Origin of the sequence: Pseudomonas sp. Pseusp3 (genome assembly GCF_047304225.1) — a bacterium.
In the GTDB taxonomy this organism is placed as follows: Bacteria; Pseudomonadota; Gammaproteobacteria; order Pseudomonadales; family Pseudomonadaceae; genus Aquipseudomonas; species Aquipseudomonas fluorescens_CD.
The window spans coordinates 1-13,595 of the sequence record NZ_JBGLYV010000069.1; the positions used below are offsets into that span (position 1 = coordinate 1).

Consider the following 13,595-nt stretch of genomic DNA (forward strand, 5'->3'; position numbering starts at 1 on the left):
CCACGGCCGCCCCTGGGCGGCCCGGCCAATCAGCAGGCCATCGGCACCGGTCGCGTCGAGCACGTACCGGGCTTTTTCCGGCGAGTCGATATCGCCGTTGGCGAAGACCGGAATCGACACCGCCTGCTTGATCGCGGCAATGGTGTCGTACTCGGCTTCACCGGTGTACAGGTCGGCACGGGTGCGGCCATGCACTGCCAGCGCCGTAATGCCTGCCTGCTCGGCGATTTTCGCCACCGTCAGGCCGTTCTTGTTGTCCCGGTCCCAACCGGTCCGGATCTTCAGGGTAACCGGCACATCGACCGCGGCCACGACAGCCTGCAGGATCTCGGTTACCAAGGGCTCATCCTTCAACAGTGCGGAACCGGCAGCCTTGTTGCAGACTTTTTTTGCCGGACAGCCCATGTTGATATCAATAATCTGCGCGCCCATTTCAACGTTGGCACGGGCGGCGTCCGCCAGCATTTGCGCGTCCCCACCGGCGATCTGTACCGAGCGTGGCTCGGGATCACCTTCATGGATCATGCGCATGCGCGACTTGCGGGTGTTCCACAAGCTCATGTCGCTGGTGACCATTTCCGAGACAACCAGTCCCGCGCCCAGGCGCTTGCACAGCTGACGAAAGGGCTGGTCGGTGACGCCCGCCATGGGGGCGAGAATCAAGCTGTTATGTAATGTGTATGGGCCGATGCGTACCGCCGACATAGGACTTCCCTGTTGTGGGGCCGGATCATGGGAGTTCGAAAAAGGGTTGGCATGATACCCGCTCTCGATGACTGGATAAAGGCTGAATTGAACAAAATCTGAACAGTTATTCTGTTATTACCCGTGGTTTGGTTTGCCGGGTGGAGTCAAAAAGCCGACATCAATCCTAGGTCGATGAGGCGTTTCACTCCGGAGAGTGAAAGCTCAAACTGTAGTTCACGGCTTTGGCGCCGGGGTCGAGAATGTCCAGGGCGATGTGGATCGGCGTTTGCGGTGGCATTTCCGCCATGCCTTCGAGATCGCCATTGAGGTACTCGCCGGGTTTGAAGCGGCGGCTGGCGATCAGGTGGCCATTGAGGTCGGCGAAGCGCAGTTCCAGCAGCGGGAAGGGCTGGGAGAAGGGCGCGCGGTTATAGATGATCGCATCGACCACCAGAGCGCCATTGAACTCGGGATGGCTGCGCACCACCAGGTTGCTGCTTTTGATTTTCGCGATGTCGACTTTGGAGGGCACGATGCAGCCGATTTGCGGGCAAAGTTGCTGGAACCACGGACGATATTGATCCTGTCGCGCCAGTTCGTCGAAATGGTAGGCGATGTACTGGCCGGCGAGGGCGCCAGCGGCAATCAGCACCAGCAGCGACCACAGCAGTCGTCGGCCCCAGGGCGAGCGGCGTTTTTGCCAATCCAGTTGCAGCGGATCGTCGGTCAGGTCTTGCAGCACTTCAGCGCGCACGCCCGGCTCGCTACGCTCGCGTCGTTTGCGCAGCGGTTCGATCGAGGGCAGGTTGTCGTCGATTCCGTTTTCGTCGGTGGCCGACAGGCGTTCGTGGTTCAGCGGTGCATCGAGAGGGTCGTGCAATCGCAGCTGGGGCGGCTGCGGCTCGTCGTCCAGATCAACCGGTTCCAGGGACAGCGAAGGTTCGGTACGTGAGGCTTTGCCCGGTTCGACCGTGGGCTCTGGCGTTTCAAGGCTGTCGAGCGGTTCGTCGGCTTGCGCACGATCGGCGGCCGACTCACTGAACAGGCTGTCGGACCACGGCTCTTCGTCATCCTGCCCGGTGCTGTCGCGACGGGCGCTCAGCGAGTCGTCGCGATGGCGACCGAGTTCGGTGGCCGGCTGGATCTCCCGCTGTTCGAGCCGGGCGAGTTCTTCGTCGAGGTCGAGGCTGTCCAGGTCCAGTTCGGTCGCGCTCCATTGCTTTTGGCTGATGGCGCGCGGCGGCGATGGTTCGAGGGGCTGCGCAGGCTGCACAGGCGGAATCGGCGTCGCTACCGGTGATTCCTTGCCCGCCTGTTCAAGCAACTGCCTGGCGGCATTGAACACCTGCAGGCAGGAGCCGCAACGAACCACGCCACGCGCCACGCTCAACTGGGCATGGCTGACGCGGAAGCTGGTTTGGCAATGCGGGCACTGGGTGACGAAGCTATCGGTCATGCGGCGATCCGGATTATGCAGGCGGTCATTCTAGCGCCGACGGCCAGTGATGCGCACCCAGCCATCGCGATTGGCGATCGGATCCAGATCGAAGTCCTCGGCGTAGGCGGCAGCGACTTCGTCGCCCTGTTCGGCAAGGATGCCCGACAGCGCCAGGCGACCGCCCGGCTTGACCAGGCCGGACAACTGCGGTGCCAGGGAAACCAGCGGGCCGGCGAGAATGTTGGCGACCAGTACATCGGCTTGAACCTGCGGCAGGTCTTGCGGCAGGTACAGTGGGAACAGCTCTTCGGCAATGTTGTTGCGTCCGGCGTTGTCGCGGGAGGCTTCCAGGGCCTGCACGTCGATATCGGTACCGACGGCTTGTTTTGCGCCCAGCAACAGGGCGGCAATCGCCAGAATCCCCGAGCCGCAGCCGAAGTCCAGCACGTTGCAGTCCTTCAGGTCCTGACCGTCGAGCCATTCCAGGCACAGTGCGGTAGTCGGGTGGGTACCGGTGCCGAATGCCAGGCCTGGGTCCAGCAGCAGATTCACTGCATCAGGCTCCGGCGCGGCGTGCCAGCTCGGCACGATCCACAGGCGCTGGCCGAAACGCATTGGCTGGAAATTGTCCATCCAGCTGCGTTCCCAGTCCTGGTCTTCGATCACTTCGCTGTGGTGTTCAGGCAGCGGGCTGCCGGTCAGCAGCTCCAGATGGGCCAGTACCGGGCCGGGCTCGGTACCGCCTTCGAACAGGGCCAGCAGGTGCGTGTGCGACCACAGCGGCGTGGTGTTGAGTTCCGGCTCGAAGATCGGCTGATCTTCGGCGTCCATGAAGGTCACCGACACGGCGCCCACTTCAAGGAAAGCGTCTTCATAGGTTTCGGCTTGTTCTGGGCTGATGGCGAGACGTACTTGCAGCCAAGGCATGGCGGGCACCTTTGAAAAATGTTGATTGCAGCCTAGCGGGCTGCGAGAAGCGCGCAAGTTTACGCGAGCACGGAGGGTTTGTGGGAGTCCACTGTACCTGTGGGAGCGGGCTTGCTCGCGAAAGCGGACTGCCTGCTACATTGATGTTGGGTGTGCAGACGCCTTCGCGGGCAAGCCCGCTCCCACAGGGAATGTGCAAAGTCACCTATCTGATGGAGCGTCCAGATACAACAAAGCCGCCCAAAGGCGGCTTTGTTGATGGGTTCGAAGCTTAGTGCTTCTCGCCAGCCAGCTTGTGCTCGAGGTAGTGAATATTCACGCCCCCTTTGCAGAAGCCTTCATCGCGGGTCAGGTCGCGGTGCAGCGGGATGTTGGTCTTGATCCCGTCGACCACGATTTCGTCCAGCGCATTGCGCATGCGCGCCATGGCTTCGTCACGGGTTGCGCCGTAGGTGATCAGCTTGCCGATCAACGAGTCGTAGTTCGGCGGAACGGCATAGCCACTGTACAGGTGCGAATCGACGCGAACGCCGTTGCCGCCTGGAGCGTGGAAATGCTTGACCGTGCCCGGGCTCGGCATGAAGGTTTTCGGGTCCTCGGCGTTGATCCGGCATTCCAGTGCGTGACCGCGGATGACGACGTCATCCTGGGTGAACGACAGCTTGTTGCCGGCGGCGATGCTGAGCATCTCCTTGACGATGTCTATGCCGGTGACCATTTCCGATACCGGGTGCTCTACCTGGACACGAGTGTTCATCTCGATGAAGTAGAAGCGACCGTTCTCGTACAGGAACTCGAAAGTACCTGCGCCACGGTAACCGATGTCGATGCACGCCCTGACGCAGCGGGCGAGGACTTCCTCGCGCGCGTTCTCGTCGATGCCCGGTGCCGGCGCTTCTTCGAGAACTTTCTGGTGGCGACGTTGCAACGAGCAGTCGCGGTCGCCCAGATGGATAGCGTGACCCTGACCATCGGAAAGAACCTGGACTTCCACGTGACGTGGGTTGGTCAGGAATTTTTCCAGATAGACCATCGGGTTACCGAACGCCGCGCCTGCTTCGGAGCGGGTCAGTTTGGCCGAGGAAATCAGGTCTTCTTCTTTATGCACAACGCGCATGCCGCGACCACCGCCGCCGCCAGCGGCCTTGATGATCACCGGGTAGCCGACTTCGCGACCGATGCGCAGAGCGGTTTCTTCGTCTTCCGGCAACGGGCCGTCAGAGCCCGGAACAGTCGGTACGCCGGCGGCGATCATGGCGTGCTTGGCCGATACCTTGTCGCCCATCAGGCGAATGGTTTCAGCTTTCGGGCCAATGAACGCGAAGCCGGATTTCTCGACCTGCTCGGCGAAGTCGGCGTTTTCCGCAAGGAAGCCGTAGCCCGGGTGAATGGCGGTGGCGCCAGTCACTTCGGCTGCGGCAATGATTGCCGGAATGTGCAGGTAGGAGTGGGCGGCCGATGCCGGACCGATGCAGACGGATTCGTCCGCCAGGCCCAGGTGCATCAGTTCCTTGTCAGCCTTGGAGTAAACGGCGACGGTCTTGATGCCCATCTCTTTGCAGGCGCGCAGGATCCGCAGGGCGATCTCACCGCGGTTGGCGATCAGAACTTTTTCCAACTTCGCAGTCATCAAAGGCTCTCCGCGGTTCAAACGATGGTGAACAGCGGTTGGTCGTACTCAACCGGCTGGCCGTCTTCGACGAGGATGGATTCGATCACACCGCTGGTTTCAGCTTCGATGTGGTTCATCATCTTCATGGCTTCAACGATGCACAGGGTGTCGCCTTTCTTCACGGTCTGGCCGACTTCCACGAAGGACGGCGAGGTTGGCGAAGACTTGCGATAGAAAGTACCGACCATCGGCGAACGGGCAACGGCACCGTTCAGTGCTGGAGCGGCGGCGGCAGCAGGTGCAGCAGCCGGAGCGGCGGCAGCGGCAGGCGCGGCAACCGGAGCAGGCATTGGTGCCGGCGCGTAGTACTGCTGAGCCGGAGTCTTGCTATGACGGCTGATGCGTACGGACTCTTCGCCTTCCTTGATCTCGAGCTCGTCGATGCCGGACTCTTCCAGCAGTTCGATCAGTTTCTTAACTTTACGGATATCCATGAATCATCAACTCCCAAGGGTCGGTCAGGGGCGGTTAACTTGTTGTTCAAGCTGTTCCAGGGCGGCCTCCAGGGCCAGTCGGTAACCGCTGGCGCCAAGGCCGCAGATCACTCCCACCGCTACGTCGGAGAAGTAAGAGTGATGGCGGAAAGGTTCGCGTTTGTGCACGTTAGACAAATGCACTTCGATGAATGGGATGCTCACCGCCAGCAGCGCGTCACGTAATGCGACACTTGTATGTGTAAAAGCTGCCGGATTGATCAAAATGAAGTCCACGCCTTCGCCGCGGGCGGCGTGAATACGGTCGATCAATTCGTACTCGGCATTGCTTTGCAGGTGCAGCAAATGGTGACCGGCTTCGCGGGCACGGCGTTCCAGGTCCTGGTTGATCTGCGCCAGCGTCGTGGCGCCGTAGGTACCCGGTTCGCGAGTGCCGAGCAGGTTCAGGTTGGGTCCGTGCAATACGAGTAGTGTCGCCATCGGCGGTTCCTTTGTTATCCGTGAGCAATTGTCAGAACCCGGCGACTATGCCGCAAAGCCTTTGTGACTGTCCAGTTCTCTGCAATAGCCGGCACGATGACCGATGTTTGCGCGAAATATATGACTGCTTGATTAAATTTGGTCATTGGCCCTGGTAACACGTTCGGCGAAGTCTTTGGCGTTGATCTCGCCGATCACCCGCACATCGGCGCGTTCGACACCGTCCTTGCCGAAAAACATCAGGGCCGGAGGGCCGAACAACTGGTAACGGTCGAGCAGGGCGCGTTGTTCGGCGTTGCTGGCGGTGATGTCGAAGCGGATCAGCCGGTAACCCTTGAGGCGTTCGACGACGACCGGGTCGTTCAGCACCTCATGTTCGATGACTTTGCAGCTGATGCACCAGTCGGCGTACCAGTCGAGCAGCAGCGGTGTGCCGGATGACCGTGCGTCGGCGAGTGCGCGATCCAGATCGACCGGTGTGCTGACGGTTTGCCAGCTGCTGGTGTTTTGCGCAGGTCCGCTGTTGTCAATGATACGGGGCTGGCCAATCGGGTTGAACGGGTCGGTCTGGCCGCTGAAGGCGCCATACCAGCAGGCCAGTGCGTAAAACAGCAGGAACATGCCGAGCAATTGGCCCAGGCGTTTGCGCGGCGGTTTATAGACGAACTCCAGAGCCCCCATGAACAGGCCGACGCCGCCCGCCAGCAAGCCGATCAGCAGCAAGGTGACCTGACCCGGCAGGATGCGGCTGAGCAGGCCGATGGCCAACCCGAGCAACAACACGCCAATTGCGTTTTTCACATAGACCAGCCACGGGCCGCTTTTCGGCAACCAGGCTGCGCCACCGGTGGCCACCAGCAACAGCGGTGCGCCCATGCCGAGGCCGAGCATGAACAGCTTCAGGCCGCCGCCCAGCGCATCGCCACTGGCGCTGATATACAGCAGCGCGCCGGCCAATGGCGCCGAAACACAGGGTGAAACCAACAAACTGGAGACCACGCCCAACACCGCGGCGCCCCACAGTGACCCGCCTTCGGTGCGACCGGCGATACGGTCCAGGCGACTGCTGATCGCGTGCGGCAGTTTCAGTTCGAAGACGCCGAACATCGCCAGCGCGAACAGCGCAAAAAACATCGCGAAAGGCACCAGCACCCAGGCCGATTGCAGCCGCGCCTGCAGATTGAGCTGGGCACCGAACAGGCCCATCAGCGCGCCGAGCAGGGCAAAGCAGGCGGCCATCGGCAGCACATAGGCCAGTGATAGATTGAAACCGCGCCAGCCGCCGACCTGGCCGCGCAGTACCACGCCGGACAGGATCGGCAGCATGGGCAGCACGCACGGCGTGAACGTCAGGCCAAGGCCGGCGAGAAAAAACAAGGCCAGTTCGCGCCAATTCCACTGATAGGCCGTCGCCGGAGCGCCGCTGCCGTCGATGCTCAATCGCTCGGTTTCCGGCGGATAGCACAGGCCTTTGTCGGCGCAACCCTGATAGGTCACGGCCAGGGTGAAGGCGCGCTGGTCGGTGCGCGGCAGCTCGACGTCGAGAATGCCGTGATAGACCTCGACATCGCCGAAATATTCATCGTGCTTTTTCTGGCCGTCTGGCAGTTTCGCGGCGCCGAGGACGACTTCGGCCGGATCTGCGCGAAACTGAAAACGGTGGCGGTAGAGGTAATAACCCTCAGTGGCGACGAAGCGCAGCTTGATCGATTGCGGCGTGCTTTCTACCAGGCTCAGCCGGAAGGCTTCACGCACTGGCAGGAAGTCGGCGCTGTTGTTGATCGAGCCCAGGGTCGAACTGGGGCGATTCTCCAGCAAGCCAGTGGCGCTGGCCGGCAGGGCAAACACTAAAAACAACAGGCAGAGCAAGCGGCGCATGACGGTCTCGCGTATCGGAATTGGGGGGATGATAGCGGACAGTTGCGGGGGTGTGCAGGGCGGGCGTTTCGTGGTGAAGGTTCTGACGCCTTCGCGAGCGAGCCCGCTCCCACATTGGTTCTGCTGTGTGCACATCATTTGTGAACACCAGAGATCAAATGTGGGAGCGGGCTTGCTCGCGAAAGCAATCTGTCAGACGCGGAACGCCTGAACGGCTGTATGCAGTCGTCCACCGAGCACCAAAAGGTTCTCCCCCTGCTCGCGGCCTTCGCCAATACGCAGCAGGTTATCCCCTCCCAATTGGTGAATCCGCTCGCTGTGGTCGCGGATCTCGCTGACAGCGCCGCTTTGCTGGGCGGTGACATCGGCGATGCGTACTGCCGTGTCGGAAATGGTCTGGATTGCCCCGACGATCTTATCCAGCGCGCCATCGGCGGCCTGGGCCTGGTTGGCGGTGGCTTCGGCGTGTTCGACCTGGGCGCGCATGCCTTCCACGGATTGTCGCGCGGCGGTTTGCAGCCCTGCGATCAGGGTCTGGATCTCGGCCGTGGCCCCGGCGGTACGTTGCGCCAGTGAACGCACCTCTTCCGCCACCACGGCAAAGCCTCGGCCCATCTCCCCGGCCCGGGCCGCCTCGATGGCCGCGTTCAAGGCCAGCAGGTTGGTCTGGTCGGCAATCGAGCGGATCACCGTCAACACGCCACCGATGGTGGCCGACTCTTCAGCCAGGTGTTCGATCATTTGCGCATTGCCTTGCACTTCATCCACTAGCGCATGCAGACCGGTGAGGCTCAAGCCGATGACTTTCTGTCCATGCTCCACGGCCAGGCCCGCGTGGCGGCTGGCGTCGGCGGCCTGGCTGGCATCACCGGCGACTTGTTGAATGGTCGCTTCCAGTTCGCTCAGGGAATCGCGGATCAGCGCCGTGTCGCCGGCCTGGTGCTCGGCGCCGCTGTGCAAGTCGTTGCTCAGGTCGGCCAGGGTACGGCTGCTACCGGCCACTTGTTCGGCGTTGCGGCGAATGGTCCCCACCAGGTCCACCAGATACGCACGCAAGCGGTTGAGCGAGGCTTCAATGTCATGTAGTTCGCGGTTGGTGTTGCCCAGTTCAATATCGCGGCTGAAGTCGCCTTCGGCCCAGGTCGACAGGGCCGGGGCGAGGTTGGTCAGGGTCCGGGCCAGTTTGCGCTGCAGGGTGTCGATCAGCAGCGCGATCAACAGAATCAAGCCGATCATCACGCCTTGCATCAACCGCACTTCACCCTGGATCTGTCCGTGCTGGGCGCGTACCACCGGTTCCAGCCCGGCGATGGCCTGTTGCACGTCGGCGATTTTCAAGTGAGTCGCGGTGCTGAGGTCGGCGCGTTTGCTGATTTGATCGCGAGTGCGCGAGAGCTCGGCCGGGTAGCGGGTGAGCAGACTGTTAAGCTCGCGCTTGAGGCCAACGCCGGCATCTTCGGCAACGGTTTTTTCCTTGTTCTCAAGGCCCATCATCGAGGCGAAATCATCGGTGTTCGACTCGCTGCTGGTGGTCACGCCCAGCAGCGGCAGGGCGTCGAGCTTCTCCGCCTGGGTGCGGATGTTGGCCACTTCGCGTTCGACATCGGCGGCCAGTTCACTGCGGCCGCTGCTGACCAGTTTGTCCCGCGCCAGGGACAGTTTGCCCAGGTGCTGGGAGGCGGTGAGCAGCGGCGTCAGGTAGGCCGCATTGCCACTGGCGTACTGGCTGAGTTGATCGAGACTGGCGCCCAGTTCCCGCTCGGCCTGCAGCAACAGCGCCTGCGGATCGCCAGCCAGTTTGCCGGCGGCTAGCAGGTCGGTTTTGCTGAACTCTTCAAGGGTCGAGAGGCTGGGGCGCAAGGTCTCGGCCAGGGCCGGTGGCAATTCGCCGAGTTGTTTTTGCAGGCTTTCGATGCCTTGGGCGGCACTGCTCAGGCGCAGTGCATCGCCGCTGCCAAGGTAATCTTCGATGCTGCGGGCGACTTCATTCTGAAACTGCTGCGACAGACCCAGGTAGCGCTCCATTAATAGATACGGGCGCTCAAGGGCTTTCTGCGACCACCACAGCGTAGCGCCGAGGGCCACGCACACGGCCACCAGAAGGAGGGTATTGAGATTGGTCAGCAGCTTCAGGCGCATTACGGACTACCAACGGCAGAAATGGTAAGTGCCTGAAGTTATTGCGTTTCTGTTACAGGGTTATGACCGTATCGGTCGATTCCGATAAAAAAGTGGCACTTTGCTTTGATGTGCGTGCGGCCTGTACGCGATTGCGTCCACCGTCTTTGGCGCGATACAGCGCCTCGTCGGCCTGGCTGGCCATCATCAGGCTGTCGGAGCTTTCGCATAACTCCACCACCCCGGCACTGAAGGTGCACCACAGATCCTGGGGTTGAGCGGGGTAGTGAATCTCGGCAAATCGCTGACGGATTTCATCGAGCACGTTGTAGGCCGCTTCGATATCGGTGTCCGGCATGACGATGGCGAACTCTTCGCCACCGTAGCGGCCGATGAAGTCGGTTTTGCGCAGGCGTTGTTTGAGAAACAGCGCGAGGCTCTTGATCACCCGATCGCCCATGGGGTGGCCGTGGCTGTCGTTGACCCGTTTGAAGTGGTCGATATCGAGCATGGCAAAGCTCAGCGGCTTGTTCTCGCGACGGGCGCGGAACGAGCAGTCCTCGAGCAATTGCAGGATGTGCGTGTGGTTGTACAGGCCGGTGAGGCTGTCACGGACCATCCGTGCCTTGAGGTTGCGGGCTCGCGCGGCGCGGTTGCGCACGGTGGTGATCAGGTGCCGGGGCTTGATCGGTTTGGTCAGGAAATCATCGCCGCCCTCGCTCATGGCGTCGAGCTGTTTGTCCAGGTCGTCTTCGGCCGACAGGTAAATGATCGGCACGCTGACGTAACGGTCGTTATGGCGGATCACCTTGGCCAGTTCCGTACCGGTGCAGGCCGGCATGTACATGTCGAGGATGATCAGGTCCGGCTGGAAATCCGCCAGTTCGGCCATGGCCTGGATCGGCTCGATCAACGTCCGGGTAACGATCCCTGCGCTGTTGAGCAGGCGCTCGGTGTGCAGGGCCTGGGCGCGGGAGTCGTCGATGATCAGCACTTTATAAGGTTCGTACTGGGCGACGCAGGTCAGGACTTCGATTTTCTCCAGCAGGCTCGACGCTTCGAGGGTGCCGGTGAGGAACTCCTGGCCACCGGCACGCACGGCGGCCAGGCGGGTCGGGGTGTCGGTTTCGTGCAGGCTGAAGAACAGCAGCGGCAAACGCTGGTCGAGGCCTTCCTGGGCTTCGGCGGCCAGTTTCAGGCCGACGCCGGGGCCACTGAAATCCACGTCCATGACAATCGCCGCCGGCGAGCGCTCAACCATCGACGAGCGAAATGCGTCTACGCTGTCCAGGGACTGGGCGCTGAGCCCGAAGAATTCCAGTTGCTTGGCCAGGCGCTCGGCACGGTCGTGATCCTGCAGCATCACATAGATAGGCTTGCGCAGTGGTGGCAGGAAGGTTTGATCGAGTTGGTCGCCATGGCGCAGACCGGTGCGTGACAGGCGCTGCATCAAGCGATTGAGGTCGGTGATCAGGCCGCTGCTCAGGCGTCCGCGGTTGGCATCGACCGCTTCCAGGGACTGACCGATATGGCGTGCCAGTTGCGTGTGTTCCGGTTGCTTGAAACGCTCGGCGAAACGCAGCAGACGCAGATTGGCCTCGCTCAGTTCCGAAAGGTCGGCGGTGGACCACTCACTGCGTTGCAGGCGCTGCCATATCTCAAGAATCTGACGAGCCTGATGAATTACCCGCTGGGCAAAGTGATGCTTGAGGCGCTCGCGGCTGGGGTCTTCTGGCTCGGTCATATCCTGACTACTAGTTAGGGTGCACACTGAGGTCGACTGGTGGCTCTATGCTAGCACCACTTTTCCATTACATGAGTGCTGTACGTCAATAATCTGCAATGTGACTCCATTCAGTTTGTGACCGGTCGGTCTGGTTTTGGCCCTGGAAGTCGCGGCGTGCGGAGGGCGAAGTGCATTAATCAGGGCACTTGACGGGTGTGGGGCGGCCATTGGCGAGCGATTGGCATTCGGCCATTGATGATTTTTTTGCGAGTGCTGACCGGTTCGGTTTTTCGGGTTTCAGGGGGTAAGGGATTCCCTTATGGGTGCAATCCTTACCATTAGGTGGATTTTGAGGGCGGCAGCGTCGTCGGGTGGGCAGGAACACTTTTCATCACAAGCCCGGTAATTTTCCCCTTCGATGCAATGGCGGGTGCCGGGCCAAGGCACGTTGTTGTATGGTTGTGGTCGAACCGTCGAACCCAAGAGATTGAAAGGATATCGCCATGCTGGACTGGAAGAACCGCACAGGCAGTGCGCCTGAACGTACCGCTGAACCGAAGTCGGAGGCCCGCAGTTATCTGGGCGGCCTGTTGTTCAGCCGGGCGCTGGCCACTCTGCTGGGCATCTACCTGTTGGTGGCGAGTGTCCTGGGCTGGTACTGGAGCCAGGAGCCGGCGTTGTTCCCGGTCCAGCAAACCGCTCAACTGGCGGCCGAGAAAGAAGGCAAGCAGATGGTGGTCGGCTACACCACGGTGGAAACCCTCAAGACCGTCGCCGGCACCTTGCTGACCAAGCCGGGCGGCTATATTTCCAACGACCGATTCCCGCCAGGCCTGTGGATGGACAACATGCCGAGTTGGGAATACGGCGTGCTGGTGCAGGTCCGCGACCTGAGCCGCGCATTGCGTAAAGACTTCGCCCGCTCGCAATCGCAGTCCGCTGAAGACGCCGACCTGGCCAAGGCCGAGCCGCGTTTCAACTTCGACAACAAGAGCTGGGTGCTGCCGTCCAGTGAGTCCGAGTACCAGGAAGGCATTAATTCCCTGAGCCGCTATCAGGCGCGCCTGTCCGATCCGAACCAGAAGAGCGCATTGTTCTATGCCCGCGCCGATAACCTGAACAACTGGCTGGGTGATGTCGGCACGCGTCTGGGATCTCTGTCGCAACGGCTGTCGGCCAGCGTTGGCCGGGTCAAGCTAAACACGGCGTTGAAGACCGAAGTGGTGGCGCCGGGCGTGGCGCCTCAGGTTGACGAAGAAATCGTCGAAACCCCATGGCTGCAGATCGACAACGTGTTCTACGAAGCCCGCGGCCAGGCCTGGGCTCTGTCGCACCTGTTGCGTGCCATCGAAGTCGACTTCGCCGATGTGCTGGCCAAAAAGAACGCCACGGTCAGCGTGCGCCAGATCATTCGTGAACTGGAGGCGTCGCAGGAGCCGGTGTGGAGCCCGATGATCCTCAACGGCAGCGGCTTCGGTGTGCTGGCCAACCACTCGCTGGTCATGGCCAACTACATTTCCCGGGCCAACGCGGCGGTGATCGATTTGCGTCAATTGCTCAATCAGGGCTGAGTCATGGTCGATAACGCCAGGGAAGCCGCGCACCGCGCGGCGTCCGATGCCGAACAGATCGCCTGGGTCGACGAGCAGGACAACCTGCTCGGCGCCCTGGTCCGTTCCGACCTGCGCGAGCGCGGGCTGATCGGGCGCGGCACCTACATCATATTGTTCAACTCCGCTGGCGAGTTGTGCGTGCATCGCCGCACGCTGAGCAAGGCGATCTATCCCGGTTACTGGGACGTGGCGGCGGGTGGCATGGTGCTCGCAAGTGAAACCTACGCCGAGTCGGCGGCCCGGGAACTTGAGGAAGAACTGGGCGTGAGTGGCGTGGAGCTGACCGCCCATGACCATTTTTTCTTCGAGGACACCGGTAATCGCCTGTGGTGTTCGGCGTTCTCGGCTGTGTGGGACGGCCCGTTGATCCTGCAACCGGAAGAGGTGCTCGAAGCGCGCTTTTTGCCGATTGAGCAAGTGCTGCGGGAAATCGAGGAAAAGCCTTACTGCCCGGACTCTTTGGCGGCATTGAAACGCTATCTGAGGTCTCGCGGGCAAGACGTCGCAAAAAGGCTATAAATTGGCGCCGATTGGCTCTTAGCAATCGGCGTTTTTGCCGTTACACTGCGCGACCTTTTCAAGCTGAACCGGTATGGCTGTTTCTGTAGGAGCGAGCTCGCGA

11 protein-coding genes are annotated in these 13,595 nt (G+C 61.3%); 2 read left to right on the plus strand and 9 right to left on the minus strand.

What is annotated here, in order from left to right:
- The 9 genes from dusB to gcbA all read right to left on the minus strand — a co-directional run.
- Positions 1-705: tRNA dihydrouridine synthase DusB (dusB, locus tag ACCD00_RS21265; protein WP_413427392.1), on the minus strand; the 705-nt coding region annotated here is incomplete at its 3' end.
- A gap of 184 nt (positions 706-889) precedes the next feature.
- Entirely contained in the window at positions 890-2,143 is a 1,254-nt protein-coding gene (locus ACCD00_RS21270; protein ID WP_413427393.1) for a DUF3426 domain-containing protein, read from the minus strand.
- A gap of 30 nt (positions 2,144-2,173) precedes the next feature.
- Complete coding sequence (gene prmA / locus ACCD00_RS21275) at positions 2,174-3,052, minus strand: 50S ribosomal protein L11 methyltransferase (protein ID WP_413427394.1); 879 nt, start codon at positions 3,050-3,052, stop codon at positions 2,174-2,176.
- Between the two features lie 271 nt (positions 3,053-3,323).
- Positions 3,324-4,682: an acetyl-CoA carboxylase biotin carboxylase subunit gene (accC, locus tag ACCD00_RS21280; RefSeq protein WP_223462769.1), complete on the minus strand. Its 1,359-nt coding sequence runs from the start codon at positions 4,680-4,682 to the stop codon at positions 3,324-3,326.
- A gap of 17 nt (positions 4,683-4,699) precedes the next feature.
- On the minus strand, positions 4,700-5,158 hold the full coding sequence (accB, locus tag ACCD00_RS21285) for an acetyl-CoA carboxylase biotin carboxyl carrier protein (RefSeq protein ID WP_413427395.1): 459 nt from the start codon (positions 5,156-5,158) through the stop codon (positions 4,700-4,702).
- A gap of 24 nt (positions 5,159-5,182) precedes the next feature.
- Positions 5,183-5,638 carry a type II 3-dehydroquinate dehydratase gene (aroQ, locus tag ACCD00_RS21290; RefSeq protein ID WP_413427396.1) on the minus strand — a complete coding sequence of 152 codons (456 nt, stop codon included), beginning with the start codon at positions 5,636-5,638 and terminating at the stop codon, positions 5,183-5,185.
- Between the two features lie 132 nt (positions 5,639-5,770).
- Positions 5,771-7,516: a protein-disulfide reductase DsbD gene (locus ACCD00_RS21295; RefSeq protein WP_413427397.1), complete on the minus strand. Its 1,746-nt coding sequence runs from the start codon at positions 7,514-7,516 to the stop codon at positions 5,771-5,773.
- Positions 7,517-7,708: 192 nt separating this feature from the next.
- Positions 7,709-9,655, minus strand: coding sequence for a methyl-accepting chemotaxis protein (locus tag ACCD00_RS21300; protein ID WP_413427398.1), 1,947 nt, complete (start codon positions 9,653-9,655; stop codon positions 7,709-7,711).
- A 52-nt stretch (positions 9,656-9,707) separates the two neighbouring features.
- A complete protein-coding gene (gene gcbA, locus ACCD00_RS21305; protein ID WP_413427399.1) occupies positions 9,708-11,378 on the minus strand; it encodes a diguanylate cyclase GcbA in 1,671 nt (556 codons plus the stop codon).
- A gap of 485 nt (positions 11,379-11,863) precedes the next feature.
- Between gcbA and ACCD00_RS21310 the strand changes: the two genes are divergently transcribed.
- Together ACCD00_RS21310 and ACCD00_RS21315 are read left to right on the plus strand one after the other, a co-directional pair.
- Positions 11,864-12,931 (plus strand): DUF2333 family protein, encoded by a 1,068-nt coding sequence (locus tag ACCD00_RS21310; protein WP_413427400.1) that lies wholly within the window; start codon positions 11,864-11,866, stop codon positions 12,929-12,931.
- A gap of 3 nt (positions 12,932-12,934) precedes the next feature.
- Entirely contained in the window at positions 12,935-13,492 is a 558-nt protein-coding gene (locus tag ACCD00_RS21315; RefSeq protein WP_413427401.1) for an NUDIX hydrolase, read from the plus strand.
- The last annotated feature ends 103 nt before the right edge of the window (positions 13,493-13,595 follow it).

Excerpts from the sequence above, each read along its gene's own strand:
- accC (WP_223462769.1), bottom strand. The coding sequence starts at position 4,682 with ATGACTGCGAAGTTGGAAAAAGTTCTGATCGCCAACCGCGGTGAGATC.
- ACCD00_RS21295 (WP_413427397.1), bottom strand. The coding sequence starts at position 7,516 with ATGCGCCGCTTGCTCTGCCTGTTGTTTTTAGTGTTTGCCCTGCCGGCC.
- accB (WP_413427395.1), bottom strand. The coding sequence starts at position 5,158 with ATGGATATCCGTAAAGTTAAGAAACTGATCGAACTGCTGGAAGAGTCC.
- ACCD00_RS21310 (WP_413427400.1), top strand. The coding sequence starts at position 11,864 with ATGCTGGACTGGAAGAACCGCACAGGCAGTGCGCCTGAACGTACCGCT.
- aroQ (WP_413427396.1), bottom strand. The coding sequence starts at position 5,638 with ATGGCGACACTACTCGTATTGCACGGACCCAACCTGAACCTGCTCGGC.
- ACCD00_RS21270 (WP_413427393.1), bottom strand. The coding sequence starts at position 2,143 with ATGACCGATAGCTTCGTCACCCAGTGCCCGCATTGCCAAACCAGCTTC.
- ACCD00_RS21315 (WP_413427401.1), top strand. The coding sequence starts at position 12,935 with ATGGTCGATAACGCCAGGGAAGCCGCGCACCGCGCGGCGTCCGATGCC.
- ACCD00_RS21300 (WP_413427398.1), bottom strand. The coding sequence starts at position 9,655 with ATGCGCCTGAAGCTGCTGACCAATCTCAATACCCTCCTTCTGGTGGCC.
- gcbA (WP_413427399.1), bottom strand. The coding sequence starts at position 11,378 with ATGACCGAGCCAGAAGACCCCAGCCGCGAGCGCCTCAAGCATCACTTT.
- prmA (WP_413427394.1), bottom strand. The coding sequence starts at position 3,052 with ATGCCTTGGCTGCAAGTACGTCTCGCCATCAGCCCAGAACAAGCCGAA.